At 47.8% G+C, this 22,078-nt stretch carries 17 protein-coding genes; 6 read left to right on the top strand and 11 right to left on the bottom strand.

Translation table 11 applies throughout. The features are described from left to right. Positions 1-100 precede the first annotated feature (100 nt). Genes ACJJIJ_RS14590 through ACJJIJ_RS14580 form a run of 3 tightly spaced genes read right to left on the bottom strand, consistent with a single transcriptional unit; the run spans position 101 to position 1,072 of the window. Positions 101-439 (bottom strand): DUF4166 domain-containing protein, encoded by a 339-nt coding sequence (locus tag ACJJIJ_RS14590; RefSeq protein ID WP_444939585.1) that lies wholly within the window; start codon positions 437-439, stop codon positions 101-103. Between the two features lie 23 nt (positions 440-462). Continuing rightward, positions 463-663 (bottom strand): hypothetical protein, encoded by a 201-nt coding sequence (locus ACJJIJ_RS14585; protein ID WP_444937728.1) that lies wholly within the window; start codon positions 661-663, stop codon positions 463-465. 49 nt (positions 664-712) lie between these two features. Further along, positions 713-1,072, bottom strand: coding sequence for a hypothetical protein (locus ACJJIJ_RS14580; protein ID WP_252083269.1), 360 nt, complete (start codon positions 1,070-1,072; stop codon positions 713-715). 337 nt (positions 1,073-1,409) lie between these two features. On the opposite strand from ACJJIJ_RS14580, the gene ACJJIJ_RS14575 reads away from it, so the two are divergent. After that, complete coding sequence (locus tag ACJJIJ_RS14575; RefSeq protein ID WP_444937727.1) at positions 1,410-1,826, top strand: thioredoxin domain-containing protein; 417 nt, start codon at positions 1,410-1,412, stop codon at positions 1,824-1,826. Continuing rightward, positions 1,819-2,520 (top strand): cytochrome c biogenesis CcdA family protein, encoded by a 702-nt coding sequence (locus tag ACJJIJ_RS14570; protein WP_252083267.1) that lies wholly within the window; start codon positions 1,819-1,821, stop codon positions 2,518-2,520. Before ACJJIJ_RS14575 ends, ACJJIJ_RS14570 begins: the two co-directional genes overlap by 8 nt. Before the next feature lie 182 nt (positions 2,521-2,702). On the opposite strand, the gene ACJJIJ_RS14565 is transcribed toward ACJJIJ_RS14570, so the two are convergent. Together ACJJIJ_RS14565 and ACJJIJ_RS14560 are read right to left on the bottom strand one after the other, a co-directional pair. Next, positions 2,703-3,827: an alkene reductase gene (locus ACJJIJ_RS14565; protein ID WP_444937726.1), complete on the bottom strand. Its 1,125-nt coding sequence runs from the start codon at positions 3,825-3,827 to the stop codon at positions 2,703-2,705. A 36-nt stretch (positions 3,828-3,863) separates the two neighbouring features. Further along, positions 3,864-5,354, bottom strand: a complete 1,491-nt coding sequence (locus ACJJIJ_RS14560) for an aldehyde dehydrogenase family protein (protein WP_444937725.1) — start codon at positions 5,352-5,354, stop codon at positions 3,864-3,866. A gap of 58 nt (positions 5,355-5,412) precedes the next feature. Here ACJJIJ_RS14560 and ACJJIJ_RS14555 point away from each other — a divergent pair, with 58 nt between their 5' ends. After that, positions 5,413-6,396: a LysR family transcriptional regulator gene (locus ACJJIJ_RS14555; RefSeq protein ID WP_444937724.1), complete on the top strand. Its 984-nt coding sequence runs from the start codon at positions 5,413-5,415 to the stop codon at positions 6,394-6,396. A 202-nt stretch (positions 6,397-6,598) separates the two neighbouring features. Here ACJJIJ_RS14555 and ACJJIJ_RS14550 read toward each other — a convergent pair whose 3' ends face one another. Continuing rightward, on the bottom strand, positions 6,599-7,417 hold the full coding sequence (locus ACJJIJ_RS14550) for a hypothetical protein (protein ID WP_444937723.1): 819 nt from the start codon (positions 7,415-7,417) through the stop codon (positions 6,599-6,601). A 451-nt stretch (positions 7,418-7,868) separates the two neighbouring features. Here ACJJIJ_RS14550 and ACJJIJ_RS14545 point away from each other — a divergent pair, with 451 nt between their 5' ends. Beyond that, entirely contained in the window at positions 7,869-10,700 is a 2,832-nt protein-coding gene (locus tag ACJJIJ_RS14545) for an Ig-like domain-containing protein (RefSeq protein ID WP_444937722.1), read from the top strand. Positions 10,701-10,970: 270 nt separating this feature from the next. On the opposite strand, the gene ACJJIJ_RS14540 is transcribed toward ACJJIJ_RS14545, so the two are convergent. Beyond that, a complete protein-coding gene (locus ACJJIJ_RS14540) occupies positions 10,971-13,139 on the bottom strand; it encodes a winged helix-turn-helix domain-containing protein (RefSeq protein WP_444937721.1) in 2,169 nt (722 codons plus the stop codon). A 220-nt stretch (positions 13,140-13,359) separates the two neighbouring features. Between ACJJIJ_RS14540 and ACJJIJ_RS14535 the strand changes: the two genes are divergently transcribed. Continuing rightward, entirely contained in the window at positions 13,360-14,205 is an 846-nt protein-coding gene (locus ACJJIJ_RS14535) for an alpha/beta hydrolase (RefSeq protein WP_444937720.1), read from the top strand. Positions 14,206-14,262: 57 nt separating this feature from the next. After that, positions 14,263-15,447, top strand: coding sequence for a serine hydrolase domain-containing protein (locus ACJJIJ_RS14530; protein WP_444937719.1), 1,185 nt, complete (start codon positions 14,263-14,265; stop codon positions 15,445-15,447). A 190-nt stretch (positions 15,448-15,637) separates the two neighbouring features. Here the strand turns inward: ACJJIJ_RS14530 and csrA are convergent, their stop codons facing one another. From csrA to ACJJIJ_RS14510, 4 genes are all read right to left on the bottom strand, one after another. Continuing rightward, complete coding sequence (csrA, locus tag ACJJIJ_RS14525) at positions 15,638-15,826, bottom strand: carbon storage regulator CsrA (RefSeq protein WP_252083258.1); 189 nt, start codon at positions 15,824-15,826, stop codon at positions 15,638-15,640. 1,172 nt (positions 15,827-16,998) lie between these two features. Next, on the bottom strand, positions 16,999-17,268 hold the full coding sequence (locus ACJJIJ_RS14520) for a hypothetical protein (protein WP_444937718.1): 270 nt from the start codon (positions 17,266-17,268) through the stop codon (positions 16,999-17,001). A gap of 588 nt (positions 17,269-17,856) precedes the next feature. Next, complete coding sequence (locus ACJJIJ_RS14515; protein WP_444937717.1) at positions 17,857-18,255, bottom strand: hypothetical protein; 399 nt, start codon at positions 18,253-18,255, stop codon at positions 17,857-17,859. Between the two features lie 14 nt (positions 18,256-18,269). Continuing rightward, positions 18,270-21,953 (bottom strand): S8 family peptidase, encoded by a 3,684-nt coding sequence (locus ACJJIJ_RS14510; RefSeq protein WP_444937716.1) that lies wholly within the window; start codon positions 21,951-21,953, stop codon positions 18,270-18,272. Positions 21,954-22,078: the final 125 nt, after the last annotated feature.

The following is a 22,078-nucleotide window of genomic DNA, read 5'->3' as shown; positions in this document are numbered from 1 at the left end:
GATGGCCATTCGCTGTAAGCTGCGCCTAACATATGCAGTCTTCAAAATCCGCAGAGATATTACGGAGTTATTCAGGGGCTTCCTAGTGAACTGCACGGGCTTAATCGATCATTTTTCCATCGTCTTTCTTTAATGTACCTGAGTAGCCAAAGATAAGGCCCAGCAATGGCAAGGAGATTTTTACTTCAAATTGGTAGAGCCCATTCACAACGGCTTTTCCAGCGGAAACCCTTGGCCTGAATATTGTTGGAATAGGAATACGAAAAAGTGATACAGATTGCTGTAGCCATTGCCAGTTGCCACTCTCTGTTGAGACCCCTAGCTGTATTTTGACCGGGCCAGTGGATTCCACCCAGTAACCACCTTGTTGGTGGGTCTTCACTGGCTGGAACTCTGAGGTAACAGTATGGGTTCTGGCAAAAGTGCGGGACCAAATCAGTTTTTCTGGGGAGTGATGGATGTCTACAGAAAAGGCACTTTGCCAGCTGTCGTTGGAGCCCCTAGCTTGTGCGCCATTCGTCGACCAATCCAGCCGGCGACGCCGGAACCAAAACGGGTCTCCACCTCCCCATACAGCTTGGCACCTTGCGTATGCAGGTGCTGCAAAAGTGGATTCAACTCACTATAACTAGGCCCAAACCAGTTGATGACGGCAGTATTCACTGGTTAATACTTAAAGAAGTCACTAGAACTCTTTTGTTTTCTGCAGTGTTCAAGCTTTAGGGCGAACCACGGCTCGCATTGCGCAGTAAATGGTTTTATCACCATCCTTAACCAGCACTTCAGAAGACTCAGAAATCACCTGGGATACAACGAGGTCTGAAACACTAACCACCTCCATTAGCTCTTCCTTGCAGCCTGCAATATTGGCGGCATTAGAAATGGCAGAATCGTAACTGGTTTTGTGGGAGAAACCTCTCTCTTCCTCACCGCGGCGGCTGCGTTGAATACTTTGATAAGCCTCTTTGCCCGCATCCACGGTATCGCCAATAACACGGCCCGGTTTGACTTCGAGTTGCATGCAGGAAGCGGTGGCAAGAGTAATGGCTATAAGGGCAAAAAGTTTGTTCATTTTTCGATCTGAATCCATTTGACATTGAATACTGACGTAGAGCTTCGAGACACGCTTGTTACGGTCGCAAAAATTACCCGCGGGATCTTATAGGGATATTGTCAGCAATCAAGTGACTTAGTGGGTAGATAGGCCCAACAGATGGTTAAGAACAGCCAGTCAATAAGTGAAGCCTGAGATTTGTCACAGTTCTCAGATTTTCCGGATCAGGTGCGGTTGCTTATATTTAAAGCTACCGGGTGTAAGAAATTTACTAGCTAGTACGACAAATCTAGGTAAGCAGCCAAACTTGCCTATTTATTGAAATTTTCAACCCTTCACTTGGGATATTACCAGCATGAAAGTATTTCACCGCACCCTGTTCTTAGTTATCTTACTGCTCTCTATGCCCTTCGCATCAGCGGGAGAGCCCTTCTCCGAAGAGCCCTTCTCCGAAGAGCGCTTCAAAGAGCTGCAAGCTGCCAAGCAACCCGTATTGATTGATGTACGGGCAGACTGGTGCCCTACCTGTAAGAAGCAGGGCACAATTCTTGCGCAGTTCCAGGAAGATAACCCCCAGTGCGGCCTCACAATCCTTAATGTGAATTTCGACAAGCAAAAAGAGTGGGTAAAGCATTTCCGTGCGCCCAGGCAGTCAACTCTGCTGCTCTATCGTGGGGACAAGCAGGTGTGGTTCAGTGTTGCTGAAACACGCGCTGATGTTATTCGCCAGAATATCTTTAACTCAGTTAAGGCCTGCGGCGAAAATGCTTGAAGTCAGCGCCATCCCCCTGGCCTTGATTGCGGGCACACTTAGTATTCTCTCCCCCTGTGTTTGGCCACTTGTGCCAATGGTGGTTGGTGCCTCCAGCAGCGCTGGGCGCTGGGGGCCTTATGCGCTCGCCGTAGGGCTTAGCTTGTCATTTGCCCTGGCTGGAACTGTGCTCAGTTTCCTGTTGGTCTCTTTAGGGCTGGACCCAGAGCTATTTCGCTATATTGCTGCAATCCTGCTTGTGGCCGTTGCCCTTATTCTGCTGATTAAACCCCTTTCCGACTGGGTGACCCTGCGTTTGTCGAAAGTTACCGCTGGGGCGAGCATTACTGGTGATGGCGCCTGGGCCGGGCAGTTTGGTATCGGCTTTCTCACAGGAATTATTTGGTTGCCCTGCGTAGGTCCCACGCTAGGTGCAGCAATCGCGCTTGCTTCCATGGGCCAGCAATTAGGCCAGTCATTTATGGTGATGTTTTCTTTTGGGCTTGGTACCGGCGCTGCGCTACTGGTGGCAGGCGGGCTATCAAGGAAAATTTATAGCCGTTTATCACCATCAGTTGGTACTTTTGCTGTTGGCGGCAAAGTAGCACTTGGTGCCATACTTTTGTTGCTTGGGATTATGGTGTTGAGTGGCTTTGATAAAGTCCTGGAAACCTGGGCTTTGAACTGGATGCCTGAGTGGACTTTTAGTTTTTAATAATCATCTCAAAATAAATCACTATTTAGTCGAGGTGTCCAAAGCGACTAATAGTTATTTTAGTGTCTAGAAAAACACTGAAAATTACCTCAGGAATCCAAGAAGTTTTACGAGTAAGTTTAAAGCCCCAGTAACCTTCAATTACTGGGGATTTTTATGTCCTGTTAAGGAACTGTTAAAAATTATGGCTGGTAAGAAGGGTAATCGGTATAGCCCTCATCAGTACCGCCATACATAGTTTCCGGGTCAACTTTATTAAGAGGCCAATCATTGCGAATACGTGTGGGAAGGTCCGGATTGGCAATGAAAGGGCGGCCAAAACCAAAGATATCTCCGTTACCCGCCTGCAGCACCCGCAAAGCCTTCTCTGGGGAATACTTGCCGGCATACATGATGCGCCCGCCAAAGATCTCTCGCACTTCCTGGTAGAAATTCTCGGGTAAATCCGGTGCATTATCCCAATCTGCTTCTGCTAGAGATAGATAGGCAATTCCCGCCTCGTTCAACAGTTTGATAGCTTCGATATAAGTTGTGTGTGGGTCACTCTCCACCAGGCCAAGATAAACACGGTCCTCATCGGTACTTTCAAACAGCGGAGCAAATCGAACGCCGAGACGATCATTGCCTACCTCTGCTGATACCGCTGCAACAATCTCTTTGAGGAAACGCAGTCGGTTCTCCAGGCTACCGCCATACTCGTCATCGCGTTGATTGGTATGCTCAGAAATAAACTGGTTTACAAGATAACCATTGGCACAATGCAGCTCAACACCGTCGAAGCCTGCTTCCAAAGCATTGCGTGCTGCCTGGGCATAGATCTGCACCAGTTCTTTAACTTCTTCTGTTGTCAATGCACGAGGTTCACTGGGATCAGCCAAAGCACCTTGCCCTGGCCCTGTCTGAATAAATACCTTTACCGCATCTGCACGAATTGCAGATGGCGCAACAGGAGCCGTTCCACCCGGTTGTAGTGATGTGTGGGATACACGCCCCACATGCCAAAGCTGTGCAAAAATAATACCGCCTTGATCGTGAACGGATTTGGTCACTTTTTTCCAGCCTTCGATCTGGTCCTGTGAATAAATTCCGGGAGTCCAGGCATAACCCTGGCCCCTGGGTTCAATTTGCGTGCCCTCTGTAACCATAAAGCCTGCACCGGCACGCTGAGCGTAGTAGTTGGCCATTAAGTCATTAGCGATGTTGCCAGGCTGTGAACTACGCGACCGGGTAAGCGGCGGTAGAACAATGCGGTTTTTCAGGGTGTAAGGGCCCAGGTTGATTTCACTGAATAGTGCTTCGTTTTTCATAACTACTTTCCTGCTAAAAGCTAATTGCAGTGAGGCTTAAAAAAGACCGTAGGGCTTTTCATTAAGGCTGATAAAGATATTCTTCTTTTGCGTGTAGGCATCAATCATCGATTTATGGGTTTCACGCCCAATACCTGATTTCTTGTAACCGCCGAATGGTGCATGGGCAGGGAGTTCGTGATAGGTATTCACCCACATGCGGCCAGTTTCCACGGCTCGTGCAACGCGCAGTGCACGGTTTATATCCTGAGTCCAAACGGCACCTGCCAAGCCATAATCAGATTGGTTGGCCATCGCTATAACTTCTTCCTCAGAGGAGAATGGAATCACTACAACAACTGGGCCAAAGATTTCTTCTTGTGCGACTTTCATTGCGTTATCGGCATGGGTAATGATTGTCGGCTCAATATAAAAACCCTGTTCTAATCCTGGCTTTTGTAATCGCTTACCTCCAGTCAGGATTTTTGCACCTTCCTCTTTGGCGACATCTATGTAGCCAAGAATACGGTTCATTTGCGCTTCACTGATCTGGCTGCCCATCTGTGTGTTGGGGTCCATCGGGTCGCCGACATTCACGGCTTCAAACTTGGCTTTTAGTTCAGTAGTAAAACGCTCAACAATATCTTCGTGCACAAAAAGGCGGGCACCAGATTCACAGACTTGTCCCTGGTTCAGCAGGATAGACAGGGCTCCGCCCTCCAGTGCTTTTTCCCAGTTTGTGTCGGGGAATACGATATTGGCTGACTTGCCACCCAGCTCCAATGTAGCTGGTACCAATTTATCAGCCGCAGCTTTGGCCACGTTATATCCGATGCCGGTAGACCCGGTGAAGGCCAGCTTCGCGACTTTAGGGTGATCCAGTAAAGCCTGGCCCGCTTCTGGGCCTACGCCGGTGACAACGTTCACCACACCATCTGGTAATACTTCTTTGAAAATCTTGGTCAGCTCCAGCAGGGTGGATGAAGTTATCTCGGATGGCTTAATCACTACGGTGTTACCGGTTGCGATAGCGGGTGCAATCTTCCAGGCGGCCATCAGCAGAGGGTAGTTCCATGGGATTACCTGACCGACTACACCCATTGGCTCGCTGAATACCAAGCTCATGGTTTGATCATCAATCATCACCGCTTCGTCGCTGTGAGAGCGGATAACCCCTGCAAAGTAGCGAAAGTGGTCTATGGCCAGTGGGATATCAATATTTGAAGTTTCGCGAATTGGCTTGCCGGTTTCCAATGCCTCAAGGTGGGCGAAAAATGCTTTCTTTTCTGCAAGCATGTCTGCAATTTTGAGCAGTGCATCCTGTCGTTCAATAGCGGAAGTAAGTTTCCAGGTGGGGAACGCCTTTTCTGCCGCAATGACAGCAGCATCGACATCACTTGAATCGGCCAACGGTATGCGAGTCAGTAATTCGCCTGTAGCAGGATTGAGGCTGTCCATCGTACGCCCCGAGTTGCTATTAACCCATTCACCACCAATAAATAATTTATAAGATTCCTGAGGAGCAAAGCGCTTAGTGGGTCGGCTCATATCTATCTCCAGATAATTAGAAGAGTAACTTCTTGGGCTATTAAATAGCCCCAGCCAGATGTGGCTGTGCCTTACGATGGTGGGAATAATAGATAGGCAAAGATACAATTGGAAACAACTACTCTTTGTCCTGGTTACAAATATGAATGGTATTAGTCGGTTAGACCTGAAACAGCTACGTATATTGGAAGCGCTACTGCAAGAGAGAAACCTATCGCGGGTAGCGGTAAAGGTAGGGTTAACTCAGCAAGCAATCAGCGAACAGCTGCGTAAGTTGAGAGAGGTATTTGATGACCGTCTGTTCATTAGGCAAGGTAACGGCATGGTGCCCACTCCTATTGCCGAACAACTGGGCGGCAGGATCAGCAGCATTTTAAAGGATGTAGAGTCACTGCTGACCCCAATAGCTTTTGACCCGGCAACCTATAAGGGGGTTTTTAGCATTAGCGCCACAGACTACGCGATTCAATCGGTACTACCCCAACTACTAGAGGTTGTCCGTAAATCTGCCCCAGAGCTTAAAGTTATCGTCAGGGATTTTGAAACAGATAACCTAAATCAATTAATGGTTGCCGGCGAGATCGATCTCGCGCTCACTTTCCCTGATTTCATCCCGGATGACCTGCCTTACAAACTGTTATTTGAAGAGCAACATGTCTGTATTGCAGGAAAAAAATCTCCTCTAAAGGGCAGGTCATTGACTTTGCCTGACGTAGCAGAGCTTCCACAATTGATTATTTCACCTTCTCGCCCGAACTTGAGAGGGTCTCACGATGAATGGTTTGCTATGCAAGGACTAAAGCGCAATATCGTAATGTCAGTACCTTGCTTTTCAGCCGCACCAGATATTATTGCTGCCACTGACACAATTGCTTTTTACCCCTCAAGATTGTTGCCCAATAAGAAAGTGATTCCTCTCAACTTGGATACACAAACCCCAAAATTTGAAGTCATTGCAGCATGGCATAGCCGATCTAATCACAGCCAGCTCCATATGTGGGTAGTTGATCAGCTTATGAGATTGTTTAAAAGTGAGGTTTAACAATAAGTGGCAATATTCTGGAATTATCGACTCCAGGATAAGGTGTCGATTTCTCGATTTAGGGAGCAGCTCTCCGGAATGAAGAGCTGCTCACTGTAGTAGTAGATAAAAGCTTTGAGCTCTCAGTTGGCTCTAGAAAGTTCTCTACAATTTTGCGTGGGACTGGTTATAAATCGTTACTCGCTTTTCTATATAGCCACTCTCAAACAGAATTATTTGATTCCTTAAGCTCCAGCTGATTTTGTTCAGTCTTTTTGTTTTGGCCAATCAAACTGCGACGTTTGAACCAGAAAATTATGGCGCCTAATGGGAATCCTGCGGTAAGAATTAATGGAGCATGCTCACTTGCGGATACCGCTCCGCCTCCAAAAAGCTGGAAGCTGAGGAGCTTTATTTGGTAAGCCCCAGTGGTCCAGTTAAGCTTGATTGCCCCGACACTAAATAGGATAAATAGTATCCATAACCATTTGCGCTTTTGTAGTGGTGTTCTAATACAGACTACCAGCGTTATAAGGATAAATATTGGGGAAATAATGGTCATCGCCAGCACTAAATAGTGTAAATGGGATTTGTCGGATAAGGTAAAACGGTTCAATTCCTTTTGTGATGCCAATGTTTTATAAACATTAAGCCCTATAATGGTAGTCTTTCCCTCCGATCGCTTAATTGCTGCATTTACCAAGGCCCAGCCACCTTCAAAGTGATACTCGAAGATGAAATTTCCAATCCAAGTGTCATTGGTGGCTTGTGCTTCTGAACCAATTAGCTCAGTGGAAAGCAGGTTCCCCTCTGGAAGGTGGCTGAGCATTTTTTCAAGTAATTCAGGTGTGAGTTCATCAGCCAGCTCTGGATCGACAAGACTTATCACATAGTCGGAATCCTTTTGCATAAATCTGCCAATATAATTTTGGGCGAAGTTTGCATCTTCCTGTGATATCAAGCTGTTCTCCGAAAGCTCGGCAGAGGTCAGTTGAGAATAGATTAATATGGTGAATACGAGGAGTTTCAGAATGCACTTCATTGTTACTTCTTAATAGTACGAGGGTTATAAAACTAATGGTTGTCGCCAAATGGTAAATTCCTAGAGGCTGTCATGCAGAGGTGAGCTTTCAGCAGTACATACATGGGTAAAGGTGATATCCAATAGGAATGTGCTCATGATAAAGCTGGTATTCAAACATGCCAACTGGCTACAGCTTAAGGGATAACTTAATTAGTGGCGGAACCTATATTCACTAAACCTGTGTCGTCACCTTCTAACGGAAATCAGTAAAGAGTTCGTTGTGATAGATAAAGTGACACTTGTGTACAACTTACGAAACTTACCGATCGCGAGATTACTACAGCAATATAAATCTTAAATGGCTTGATGCGTCGAAAGCATCTAAGAGGAGTAGGATTAGAGGTTACATCGCTTTTGGCATTCAAGGCATCATAAGAATTATAATGATCCTTTAAATAGGGAGCCGAATATGAAGCAGTTTTTCGGAAAAACATTGACAACAATTTTACCACTAATTTTTTTGTCAGCCTGTAGCGGAGGTGGTGGAAGCGGTTCGAGCGACGCTAGTTCGAACGATAGTGGTGCGAACAGTGGCAGCCCCAATAGTCCATCCAATCGTACGCCCGTGTTCTTATCCTCAAGCGAAATAGCTTTCCGGGAAGATGGTACTGGTGCTCTACTCACACTATCGGCTAGTGACGCTGATGGAGACAGTATCAGTTACAGTATTATCGGTGGTGAAGATCAGTCCCGTTTTTTAATCGAGAATGGAAACCAGTTACGCTTTGGCTCTGCACCGGATTTCGAAAATCCTGCCGACTCAAATGGAGATAACGTCTACCGGGTAACGGTCGAGGCCAGCGATGGTAACGGCGGCCAATCAACCCAGGAAATTGTAATTACCGTTGTTGATGTTAATGATGGCGCTCCAGAATTTTCTTCTGCAGCTGAGATCACAGTCAAAGAAGGTGTTAGCGGTATTTTTTACAGCGCTACGGCTAAGGACCCAGATAAGGACGAGGTTACCTATTCTTTGAGCGGTGGTGCTGATGTTGCGTTGTTTTCTATTGATTCAACTAGTGGAGAGCTGCGTTTCAACACGGCCCCAGATTTTGAGTCGCCTGCGGATAGTGACGAGGATAACAATTATCAGCTGTTCATCAGTGCCGCGGATAGTGAAGGGGTCTCGAACCAGCTTTCGCTGCAAGTTGTCGTGACAAATCTGGTTATACCTTCGGCTCGCATTATTTTCCCGACGGGCGGTGCCAATATGGTCGGAAAGCTTTCCAACCTCGCCCTTACTGCCAGGGTTTTGGATCTTGAAAGTGGTGATAATGCCTCTGAGCAATTGGCCAGTATCGCCATCAATAATCAGTCACCGACTGTGGACGCAACTTCTTCGTCAACCTGGTATCTCGATAGTCCGATTAATGAAGGTCGGGATGCCTACACACTTTCAGCCCAGTTTGTCACTGGTGAAACGGTCCAAGACTCACTCACTGTTAAGAACGAGCAGTTAATCAAGTCTCCGGTCGGTGTGTTTTACGATAAATTTTATAGAGGTTGGTATTTCGCCGATCGCATTTTGGGCACGATATTTGAGATAGGCAGTTCGCGCCGAGTGATTTCTGGTCCATCTAACGGTTCCGGTCCGATGCTAGAGCCGATTGACATGGAGAAAAACTTCCCGGAAGTACGCAGTAATCCTGCCGATGACTACCTCATCGTATTAGATGATGACGGGAGTATCTATTCTGTGCAACGCACCACTGGTAACCGTAAGCAATTGACCACATGGATTCCTGCAGACCTCCAGGCACTGACACTGACGGGCTCTGGAGGTGAGGCTTACACTACAAGAGCAACGGTGACTTATGGTGAGATTATTAAATTTGATCTGTCGAGCGGGAATTACACCGTTATATCAAGCTCCAATTCATCATCCCCGGCGGGCACTGGCCCCGATATGATGTACCCGAAGGGTATTGCATTAGATGAGATGAATGGACAGCTGTACGTGGGTGATGAAAGGACCGATTCTATTCTTAAGGTAGATATTGCTAGCGGTAATAGAACAACAATAAGTGGCAATGGTATTGGCAACGGCCAACCCATTCACCAGCCAATGGATTTAATCGTCGATGTTGATAGTGGTCAAATTTATGTTGCCAACGGTAACGCCCAGAATATCCTGCAAGTGGATATTGCAACCGGTAATCGATCAGTTGTAACTAGCTGGACAAAAGGTGAAGGGTTACAGCTTCGTTACCCCTGGTCAATTAGTCGAGGGGCTGACAACGATCGTTTGCTGGTGTCCGGAATTGGTTTCGATCCGGTGATCATGTCTGTTGATACAAGTACCGGTGATGGCACAGAAATTTCCTCCAATCATGTCGGGACGGGACCCAGCTATATATGGGACTATGTAAGTTATAACCGTTCGATCGATCGGTTACTGGCGGTTTCCGATGATGATGATGGCATAGTTGTGGAAATAGACTTGCAGAACGGCAATCGTACTATTGTGACTGACTTTGATTCGAATGCATTGCCCTTGAAGAGTGTTGAGCCATCCACAATTGTTTCCGACGAGTCAGGTCGCTACGCCTATATATTTGATAATCATCCTAATTGGGACCGGCTTGTCAAACTTGATCTAGAAAGCGGAGAGTCCCAGGTAATCTCTGGTTCCGGAATTGGTGAGGGGCCCGCGTTTTTCGGTCTTGTAGCGGCCATGGAGCTGGATATCACTAACAATCGTATAGTTTTGTTACAACACTCAGGACTGATAACCGTCGACCTGGATAGCGGCGATAGGGAAATTATTTGCGATGATTCCCTCGGCCACACCCCCTTCTTTAGCCATCCCTCCGGCTTAGCGCTGGATCTGGCTAATAATCGTGTGTTCGTCAGCGATTCAGGTACAGGTGGCATCTGGCAGGTAGACTTGACTACTGGTGAAAAGAGTACATTCGCCTCGACGGTGCATGGTGGCAATAGAAAGCAGTCCCCTACAGGTATTGTCTTGGATACAATTGGCAATCGGCTTCTTGTGGGCACTGACGGACTCTCTGGCACCTACAGCGAAAATCTGATAGCTATCGATCTGGGCGACGCTTCACAATCAATACTGTCTAGTGGTGGGAATTGTTCTACTTTAAATTGCCATGTTTGGGCGGGCAGTCTCACGTCTATGACCATCGACGAAGATGGCCGTAGACTTTTTGCCTATGATAGCGGTCAGCAAGGAATCATCGTTATCGATTTACGTTCTGGTCAACGCGCACTAGCTTCCAAATAAAGACCAGCAGGGCCCCTGCTCAAAGGGGTCCTATCTCTCTATCCCGAAATGTGGTTTTTAAATCGTTCGTAGGGACTACAAAGTGGTTCTCAACCACAACTGTAAGTCCTACTTGGATGGTAGTGTGCCTATGGAAGCAGCACTTGATAATATTCTCTAGTGCTATCTAAGAAAGGTTATAAATCCTTTGTTAGCTTGGGAGTAATTTAAATGTCTCTCAATATTAAACATTTGGTAGCCTAAATTTTTCTTAACTTGTAGTTGCTTGGCTTATTTATTTCTTAAAAAAAGCTCAGCCACTTCCTTTTTAGCGGCAACAACATAGGTAATCATCAGGTTCTCTTGATTAACATCGGTCAAGTAATCGATATCCCTGTGCATTTCCTTCAAAATGGAAAAGTTATCGGTGTCGAGATTGTATGACCACAGCTGATCGTCTCGATTGATTGAGTAAATCACATTATCTTCGATAACAAATCTCTTTTCGCTACCTTGATCAGTTAGCTTCTCGATAAGCTGGTCTTCCGCTGGGCCGGGCTGCCAGAAGCGGTTCATATGGTCCATATAGATCAGCCGACCATCTTTAGTCCTCTGGGCCCAGCTAACTTGTTTTTCATTGATAAACCTGGGCTCAAGGCTATCTAAATCGACTTCTGCAAATTGTGTAACCCCTTTAATCGTCAAGGATAATAACGCTGAATTATCGATACTGTCCCACTGGAAGAGCTGATCAACAGGCGCATTCAGGGGCAAGCCCTCTACACGGCCATCCAAGAAAATTTTATTGAGCTCATTATTGGCATTTACCAGAATACTTTCTCCATCGGCAGACCAATGGATACCGTCGATATTGGTATCGATTGGAAACTGAGATACCTGCCGTAAATCACTACCATCAGTCACCCACACCTGGTCTTCACCAGAGCGCCTGGAGGTAAACGCAATCAAGTTGCCATTGGGTTGGAAAATACCGTCATCCTCTCCGGAAATCGACCGTGTAGCGCTTGGGTAAATTGTGCTGACATCTTCTTCTGAAGGTGTGGTGCTAGCCCCAGGCAGGTTTAGCGGTATCGAGGCAATATCACTATCGTATTGCCCTTTAATAACCAGCGCCCTATGTCCACCTGGATGAAAGTCTGGAGAGCTGGCAGACTGGTCCAGAGGTAACTGAATTCTACTGACCTTGCCATCATAGGTGAGAGAGAAGAGTCTTCGCCCTGTACTAAAGATTAGCTCATCCTCTCTCGGTGAAAAGTTAGGGGAAATGGCTCTGTGTTCAGATATCTCATCTGGATAGTCAATCGGATGGCTGGTTAAAAGCCCCCCCTTAGAATCCAGCATATCGATATAAAGCTGGCCATCTTGATGATAGCTGGTGACGGCTATTAAATCGTCATCGATTGAATAATCAAAGTGAGCTAGGTTTCCCTCTTCCAAGTCATAAAGTACCTGACTCGTGTTATCTCTCACTGAATATTTGATTAGCCGCCAATGATCAGACTCATTATGCAAAATAGCGAGGTCATTGTTATTTAACCATACCGGATTTTTAATGGCCGAGTTCTTACAGTGCATTAATACATTTGGTTGTTGTGGGCTTACCATAGCTTTTTGGAAGTCCAGGCTTACCAGGTTGTAACAGGTATTCTGGGTTAGCGGTATGGTACAGTCTTCTTCTGAAATAAATACCAGTTTTTTGCCATCCGGAGATAATGTATGGCGGCCATAAGTACCCCATTCGGGAGTTAATTCCGTTTCCTGCTGGGTATGTATATTCCTGGCCCAGATTTTATTCACACAGAGCTTATCCAAATAACGATTAAATATAATATATTCACCATCAGGTGAATATGAGGGGCCAAACTCTTTGTGATCCGTAGCCGTTACTGCCTGTAATCGATCAAATATAAGCTGAGCGTTTTGCTTGGGTGAAGAGTAATTAAATCCAATAAATATCAATAATACCATCCCGATTAGCGCAAATATTGGGAATCTATTTGGTTTAACTGGCTGGGTTTGATAATCCGGATTACTTGGTTGTATATCTATTACAGGCTCAGGGGGAGCAGGAGAGAGGGTGTCCTCTTCCGGTGCTGTCTTATCCTGTAGAATAGAACTACCATCTTGCCAAACAATATCACATTCCAGGCTATAACCTTGTTTGGCATGGGTTCTAATATAAGACTGCTGCTTGCGATCCTCCCCAAAGGCTTTTCTAAGTTGCGCAATACTTCTTTGCAGCGTATTCGGTGTGACTATTGTATCGGGCCAGACCTTAGACAGTAGCTCATCCTGGCTCACCACCTTTCGCTGATGCTTTGCCAAGTGGGTTAAGACGGCAAGAGCTTTTGGGGGGATCGTTTGCGATTGCTCATGTCGGGTGATCTGGTTTCTGGATAAATCAATAAAGAACTCACCCACCCAATATTGTGAAGCCATTGATGTATCTACCTGAGCAAAATTTGAGCTACATTTTTGCTATCGATACTAGCATAAATCCTGATTACATCTAAAGCGCGCCTTGTAACCTATTGATAAAAAAGCACTTTATACCAGCAGTAGAAAGTCATCGAAAAATCAGGAGCACTTCAGGTGTTTCACAGGCTTCTTGCTTAGATTGAGCGCTTCTCCGATCACATGTAACGGTATAAATACTGATATGAAAAAGCGTTTACTTGTCGCCTTTCTCCTGTTGCTACCTATGGCTGCCCTTGAAGCAAATGAGGACAAAGCTCTGGAGTTATCCACAATCCAAGTAATACCTATTCAGGACTCCAGCAATAACAGGGAATACGAGCTGTTTATTAAGCTGCCTGAGAAATACGAGGAGAGTGATACTAAAAAGCATCCGGTTATTTACTATACAGATGCTTTATGGGCAGTTGAAATACTATCAGCCATCACAGAGTACGCACTGGAAGATGCCATTTTGGTGGGTATTAGTTGGCAGAAAGATATGACAGGTGCTGAAAAAGAATGGTCGAGTCGATATCGGGACTTTAAACCGGAAGTTCTCTCTAATAAAAAGGATAAAAAATCACACAAAGGTGAGGCCCATCAGTATCTCGCCTTTATAAGAAATGACGTTATAAAGTATATCGAAAGCAATTACCGCGCGAAGCCAGATAACCGCACTTATTTCGGTTACTCATTCGGGGGGCTCTTTGGGGTTTACGCCTTAATAAGCCAACCAGATACTTTTCAAAACTATATTATCGGTAGTCCATCAAGATTGATAGGCACTTATATGGATTTTCGTCTTGAATCAGAGCTTAACAAACCTTTGATCGATATACCCAAGCGAACAAACGTATTTATTGCTTACGGAGAATTAGAGAAGGAGCTGGGTGCTACGGTAGAGAGGTTCGTTAGGGAGTTAAAGGACCAAAAATTGGCTAACTTAACTCTGGAGCCGGTGGTTATCGAATCGGCGAATCACACTACAGCTTTCCCGAAGACTTCAGTGCGCAGTATCTATTGGCTTGCCGAGAAGCTGAAAAATTAATCGATAGCATATCGAGTCATATTAATAAAAACTTCAAAGTTAAATTAAGGATATAAGATGATTTTTAAGAAGCTAATCACAATCGGCCTATTGTACGGCATAAGCGCCACTGCAGGCGCGGGAGACTTACAGGCACCAGAAATAAATATGGCCGACTATCGTAGTGACCTCCCAAGCCTAGAGAGATCCACGCCAAAGCTAAAAAAAGCATTTATTGATACAGCTCCAACGGATAGAGAAGATGGTATTCCAGTCGGTGAGATAGATAAAATCAAAGAGAGCTTGCAACAGCTGGCCCAGGAAATAGCGGATAACCAACACACCCCCTACGATAGCCTGCTTATCGCCCAAAATAACAAACTGGTTTTTGAATCCTACTATTCCCTTGGACGTGTAAACTTGCCTCACCCGCAAGCATCTGCCACCAAGGCCTATACAGCCCTGGCAATTGGTCGGGCGATACAGTTAGGTTATTTGACCATGGCAGACTTGGACAAGCCTGTCATTTCCTTCCTGAAAGGGTTGGATCGGAAGCAGCTTGTTAAAGGCGCAGAGCTTGTTACATTGAATCATACCATGAGCATGCAGTCAGGAATTCGTATTAAAGAGGAAAAACTGAGCGCCTTACTGGAAAACAAAGAGCAGTTATCAGGGAAAAAGCTGGCTCAAATCTATTTGAGCCATAGCAAACCGATAACCTCAGAATCGCAAACCTATTTATACCAAGGCTCAGACCCAATGATTGCAATGCTGGTTCTGGATGCCGTAGTCCCTGGTTCAGCGAGTGACTTTATTAAAAAAGAGCTACTGGAAAAGATGGGGATCGATATCTATCACTGGAAGGAGGCCGTAAGCGGCGTGCCCCAGGCTGGGTCAAGAGCCATGATGACATCTCGCAGTATGGTTAAGTGGGGTACTTTGGTACTTAATAAGGGAAAATGGAATGGCCACCAGTTAATACCGGAGGCTTATATTGCCAAGGCTACTGGTAAAGTGGCTGTTCCTACAGATGATGAGTTTGACTACACCAATTTCTCCTATGGTTATTTCTTCTGGCGAACCCCTCTGAAGGTTGGCAACAAGAAATACTTGGCGAAGTTTGGCTGGGGCGGTGGTGGCCAGTATGTGATCTCTATTGAAGATTTGGATTTGGTAATTGCGATCACAGGCCGTGGTGATGATGATAAAACCCTGGATTTAATAGAGAAACGTATTCTGCCTGCCTTTGCTTTATCCACTTAATAGAAAGTAGTTAAAGCAAACTATGGGCCTATATTTTTTATAGGCAGGGTGTTTAAGTAGTAACTTCAGAGCTTCCTCAGTCACTTCTGCTAATGTTAAATAGAGGGGCTGAGGGAGCTTCGTGGCAACTTGATACTGTGTTATAGGGAGGGGAGGCTTAGGAGCCATCCCCACTAGAAGTAGCCAGCTCTTAAGGGTTTTCATCAGCCGCCTTCTGGTGCTTTTGGATACGCCTGTAAATTTCCTCTCGGTGAACAGGTAAAGATCTGGGAGCGTGTATCCCTATCTTTACCTGATTACCGTTAACCTCCAATACGGTGACTGAGACATTAGCTCCAATCCTGAGGTTCTCTCCGGCCCGGCGTTTTAAAATTAACATGCTTATTTCCTTTGATCATCAAATTATGGAGTGGCCGTTCCACAGTGGGAAAGCTTGGGAAGTACCAACTGGAAATACGAGGAGGGGCACGAGAACGGTAGGCGTAAAAGAAGAAAAGGCGGGCGCTAGACTCCCAGTGCTTGGGGAATCGCCTCAGGCTGCTGAATGTGCAACCTTTTATTGAAGACGAGCGGGTTTTTAGCGTACCATTCATGTAGCCACTTTGATAACTGTGATATCAATTTGGTTAGCTGGCCCTGGGTGTTGCCGCACCTTGGGTCAGCGCCTTTTACTTACTCTTATGTCACGCTACCGTTCTCCCTTGAGAGTGCGTCTTTTAGAAAATTCTCGGTGTTCTTGTTTTATCTTGGGCTGTTGGCTTGTAGAAGCTGGTTTGATCACTGCCCACAATGTTGATAAATATCTTTCGATTCTACGCAGCTTTAGCGCTGAAGAAAACTTAATAAAATCCAATAAGATTATTTGGGCGCCTATATTTTACTGGTTGTCTGGGGTTATATCTGACAGATGATTGGTATATTGCTCTGTAGAATTTGTTATTTGTTAATTTGGTTTATATTTTTAACTCGCTAGAATTTCTTGCGTCTTTGATGTGGTGGGGCGGTGTTATCTGAAGAGCTGAAAGGTGGATGATGAAAGTAGGAACTTTAATATTTCTGCTAGCCTCTTCCTCTACGATTTCTCAGGCAGGAATTCCTGAGATGTTAAAGCAGATTTTATGTGTTCTCTACCGGAAGCATTTGGTGATACGAAATTGTCTTTCCATGTGTCCAGCAACCAACTTACTGGTTTGACAGTTGCTTATAAGGGCCATGATGTGCGTGCCCCAAAAAAATTACTTAAGGGTATATCTTCGCCTTCATGGGATTCTCCTACTGTGGCTTATGAAAATGTAGACGGTGATGAGGTTGTTCAATACTTTTCCTCTGTTTCTATGAAGAGTCAAAGTTAGGCACTGGTAAGCAGTCGAGATTTATTGTCTATTCTGTCTGTGAAGAAAAAATAGATAGAAGAATTATTGATGATTTTGGTTCATTGGTTCCCGTAAACTGTTGGCCAGCTTTTTTGACTTGCCGAGAATAATAGCGCTAGAGAAGCGGATAAACGAAATACTGGAAATAGCTGGAATTGTGCTCGATGGTGAATAAACCTTAAACGCCGTTTATCCTGTTGGGCTCTTCAATCCACTGCAGGTAAAAGCCCACATTTTTTGTATAGCCAATGAATATATTTATTAGCTTTTCCATAAGTCTATCAAGATCTATTTCAAGCTTTATCTCTTTGTCAGCGGAAGAAATGTCATTGTTGCTGAGTATAATATTTTCAGTCGATTGGTTTGCTGGATTTCTAGTGTAGTGAATGGCTGCATCTCTAGCGGTGAGTTCGTATGCGTTCCTTTTTATCACCATTTTAAGGGTCAATATTTTTTTCTATAAAATTATTCCGAACTAAAGGCGATTTTTGGGTTTGCCTTTAGCGCTTATAGGAGGTGATTTGAGCCGTTTTTTGTCAGTTACTGTAGCTACCACAACGACTATAAAAGTAGCCGCACATTGTAAGGTGGCCTCGTAATTAGATTTTAGGCATTATCAATTTCATTATCCCACTGTTTTTCAAGGCCTGCTTCTTCCAGATTGATTGATCCCACACATAAAAACTAGGACAAGCTCCTTCTTTGATAAGACTTTTACTCGAGTTTGACGAAATAATAATCCTTTAGTTGTGAGGTACTATCTACCGGTGAGGAGGGGGGATACCAGCGGAAGTCCGCTACCTAGAAAGGGGGAAGGGAGTTTAATAGCTGAGGGTTGCCCCACCTATGAGGAAAAGGTTGCGAAACTCTAAGCAACTGAAGATATTTTTGTGCAAAGCCCAAGGGCGGCTCTTAGGGTGATTATTGTTGGGTTCTGTCGCAAAGTTTGCGACAGAACCCAAAGTGGACCGTTAAGGTTGGTGTTTACTTGTGGATGACAAAAAAGGCTTTTAGGTTTCCTATACCCAAAAGCAATTTATTGGCTCAGCGTAATTTCACCGCCCTCAGCAGGCAATCCGGATACCGGCAGCGAATCACCGCTGTCTTTTCGGCGAATATCCACGGCGGTAACACTGCTGGAGAAGGTTTTGGATACGGAACCGCCGGTGCTGCCGGAACCGTCGGTGCTGCCGGAACCGCCGGTGCTGCCGGAACCGCCGGTGCTGCCGGAACCGCCGGTGCTGCCGGAACCGCCGGTGCTGCCGGAACCCCCGGTGCTGCCGGAATCGCCGGTGCTGCCAGAACCACCGGTGCTACCGGAACCGCCGGTGCTGCTGGAGCTATCCGAACTGCCGCCCCCGCCGCTACAAGCACTGAGAGCTATTAACAGCAGAGCAGAGACTGCAGATTTAAGTATGTAGTTTTTCCAGTTCATTAGTTTGTGCTCCTTCATTGCACAAAATCGTAAGTGACGATGAAATGACTCTCGCCGGGCTTCAGCGCCATCGGTCCGGGCATGTCGAGTTGGAAAGTCAGTTCACCGTCATCTGCTTGAAACCCACTGCTGGCAAGTATGGTGTCGTCCTCATCCAGGTTTCCGTCGCTGTTATTGTCAAGGTAGAGTTTTGCCTGGGCGATATCCAGTACGTCGTCTCCATTGCCGGATGCCTGCAAGGTCAGAGTGTTGAGTTCCGACTCCACGTCCGTCTCCAGGCTAAACAGCTGCACCACCACATCCTTCTCGCCGGGACTCGCCTCGCGATCGTCTGCAGTACCCGAATTGAGCTCCACGCCTGAACTTGATGCCAACTGGAAGCGGGGGTTAAAGGGCTGGGCATCTTCGCTGTCTACAGCGCCATCATTATCGGTATCCACTACCGTTGCCGCATTCAAGCCCAGCACGAAGGCGCCGCGAATCGTGTTTTGCACACTGTTGCCGGCACTGTCTGTGGCGACAATGCGCAGGTCGGCAACGGCGGATTCCGACACTTCAGGCAGCAGGGTAAGGTAGCGCCCGTCCTCTAGTGCGGTTTCCAGCGGCAACCAGTCACCCCCGTCCAGCGCCAGCTCAGTGGTCACAGAGTCGAGCGGCAACTGGCTTTCGAGGGACAAAAACAGCTTGGCGTTGCGGCGCGCAAAGTGTGAAATCACGCCGTCATCCAGCAGTTCCAGCATGGCGATGCGCGGCGCGGTGGCACCGTCCAGATTGTTGAGTTGCACCCGGGCGCTGGAGGTATATTCATTTTCACCGAGAGACGTGGTGTACTCGAAATCCACCTGCACCGAGGTGCATTCGCTGTCGGCGAAGAACAAGTATTCTTGAATAAAGTCGCTGCTGCTCAACTCACTATCGCCGGGCAGGCACAGGGCGTGGTATCTGGACTCCGGTCTATAGCCGTTGCCCCAGCTGTCCATTATCCAGCTCGAAGAAATACTGCCGATGTGGCTGGGAAGCAAGTGGTGATTACCGCCGTCATTACGTAGGCCCCCAGCAAAATACCTGGGGCCCTGACCCATAAGCATGATTCCGTTGGACCGCTCCAGTATTACCTCGGGGGTAGTGAAGTCCTTATCGCTAGGCCGCAGCTTGCGGTAGACCGTGCGGCCGACGGAAATCTCGTTACTGTGGGCCGCTGTGGTCTGATTTTCCCCTATGGGTACATACAAACTCAAAAATGTGGGCCAAGTGGCGATATCCTCCTCGCGCCCATGCAGGGTGAGCAGCGACGATTTGTGGGTCAACTCACTTGGGTACGACCACCAGTTTACAGCGGCCTCATACGTATTCAGCCCGTAACCCACGGTATAGCCTCCCCAATTCCAGAACGGATTACCGATCAGCAGTTGCGTACTGCCGGAATTACTGAGATCGAAGTGCAGATCTTCAGACATGCCCTGTTGGCTGTGCTTAACCATATACAGCTTGCGGTCCTGCGGGTGCGTGTTCTCTTCCTCCGCCAGGCCCATATAGTTGACATGGAAGCTGTCAGGCAGGTTACGCAGGGTTGTGGTCGGTATATCCCCACCGTACCTTTGGAACATGGCTGACCCGGGAAGTTCGGGGTGGGTCACCTCAAGGGACTGTTGTACAAACTGGAGTGTCTTGCCACTTTCTGTTTGCAGAGGGGGAATGCCAGCTCCCCGAACCCTTGCAGGTACTACCAATTCACCATCGGACACCTGCCGGTTTTCAAATGCTTGCCAGACGTCATACCGCTCCCCGTCAGCAAAGACGTCCGTACCGAACAGAATGTTGATCGGCTCGTCACGCACCGCCATATGCAGAACCGGTTCAGTACTCTCGAAATCAAATAGGCTCCCCCTGGCAGACCAGCCCTCATTGAACACCAATGCGGAATAGGACCAGAATTCCCCCGGCGCCTCGGATTCACGTATGGCCAACACCTCCGCACGATGGAAGGCGACTGGCAGGCGCACCCGTTCTTCGCCGGAGAAATATTCAAGTGCCGAATCGTAGGCGACTTCCAGCGGTTCGTGGTAGGGCACCTGACCGTGATCGACATTCAGGTCGACGAGCTCGGCTCTGCTCGCACCCACTGCCAAATCGAACTGGTCGGCGGAAAGGTCCAAGTCGGCGCCGGCGGGGAAATTACCCCCGTTTGCAATTTTAAATTCGGTAGGAGCGCTCAGGTTTTTAATCGTCACCTGCAGGCTTCTCTGAGCATGAGCGCCCTGTCCGAAGTGACCCGCATACAGTGTGGGGGGGCTGACCAGAAAACGCGCGCTCGCGGCCGCGAAGGCATCTAACTGCCCGTTGCCGACCTCGGCCAGTTTGCCGTCCACCTGCGTGGCGCGGTTGACCAGCAGCGCCTTGATCTCGGTGCTGGTCAGTTCCGGGTGTAACTGGCGCAGTAGTGCCGCGGCGCCTGCCACATGGGGCGCGGCAAAAGAAGTGCCGGATTCAGTGCGGAGGCCGCCGCCCAGGTTGGTACTAGAGATAGCCACACCAGGCGCGACTATCTCCGGCTTGATGCTGTTACTGCTCAGGTCCAGTCTGGTACCGAACATGCCCCGGGAACTGAAGTCCGCCAGGTGGCCCGCCCCATCCACCGCGCCCACGGTGACTATTTCTTCCGCGGAACCGGGACTGCCAATGGAGTTGAGAAAGGGACCGTCGTTGCCGGCGGCGGCGACTACCACGACACCGGCGCGCATGGCATTGTTGGCGGCGACGGACAGAACCGAGTTGTTTCCACCCGCGCCGCCCAGGCTCAGATTGATCACGTCCACCGCATCGTCCGTTTGCGGATTTCCGTCCGGGTCCAGAGAGGCTTCAATGGCGGCGATGATGTCGCTTTCGCTGCCAAAGCCATCGCTATTCAGCACTTTGTAGGCGTAGAGCTTGGCAGCGGGCGCTACCGCCGCGGTCACGCCGGCCACCATGGTGCCGTGGAAGTGGTCGTCCATGGGATCACTATCATCGTTCACGAAATCGTAGCCACCGACCACGCGGCATCCGCTGCCCAAGCAGCCGCCCAGGTCTTCGTGGGTGTAATCGATACCGGAATCGATAATAGCGATGCTGGTCCCTTGTCCCTCGACGGTTCTGTCCTGCGCATCGCGCATTGCCCACACCTCGGGCGCGCGTACCTGCTGTGGACTGCCGGCCTGAAAAGCGCGCACCTGCCGGTCCCGGGTTACCGCGCGCACCTCCGGCATGGCGGCGATAGCGGGCAGCTGATCCACTCTGGCGGTTGCACTGATGGCGTTGACTGCACGAGTAAAGCGGTGGCTATGGCTCGCGATTAGTTTGCGCTGTTGAAGTTTGGTGACCATTTGCCGTTGGCGCAGGCCCAACTCCTGCTGCCGGGCGACGAAAGCGCGCATATCCCACTGTGGGCCAATAGTGTCCGATGCATGCAAGCCTGCCTGCTCCGCAGCAGAAGCCCCGTGCAGTTCGATAATAATGCTCACCTCTTCATCTGGACGATATCTGATCGCCTCCGGCCAGGCCTGCCTGTAGCGCTCGGGCTGAGACGCGTCTTCGCGGGACACGCTCAACTGCAGAGAACGAGACTCTGAAGCTTTTTCCCCCGGATTGGCTGCCGCGGGTTGCAGTAATGCAACCAAGACGGTCGCTGCCAGATACTGCGGAATCGGTTTTACACGCATAGTAAACCTCCTATTTAAGTAGTCGACCCTGACAAAAAACAAATACCCACCTCTACTACCGGGCAGCGTGGGCTTTTATGAGATAATTCTTGCCACTTCAGCTTTTCAGGCGTATACAGCCATGA

Source organism: Microbulbifer mixtoriginis (SeqCode) (assembly GCF_052467945.1).
Note: the sequence above shows the minus strand (reverse complement) of the source record. Positions and strands in the feature narration are given on the sequence as shown.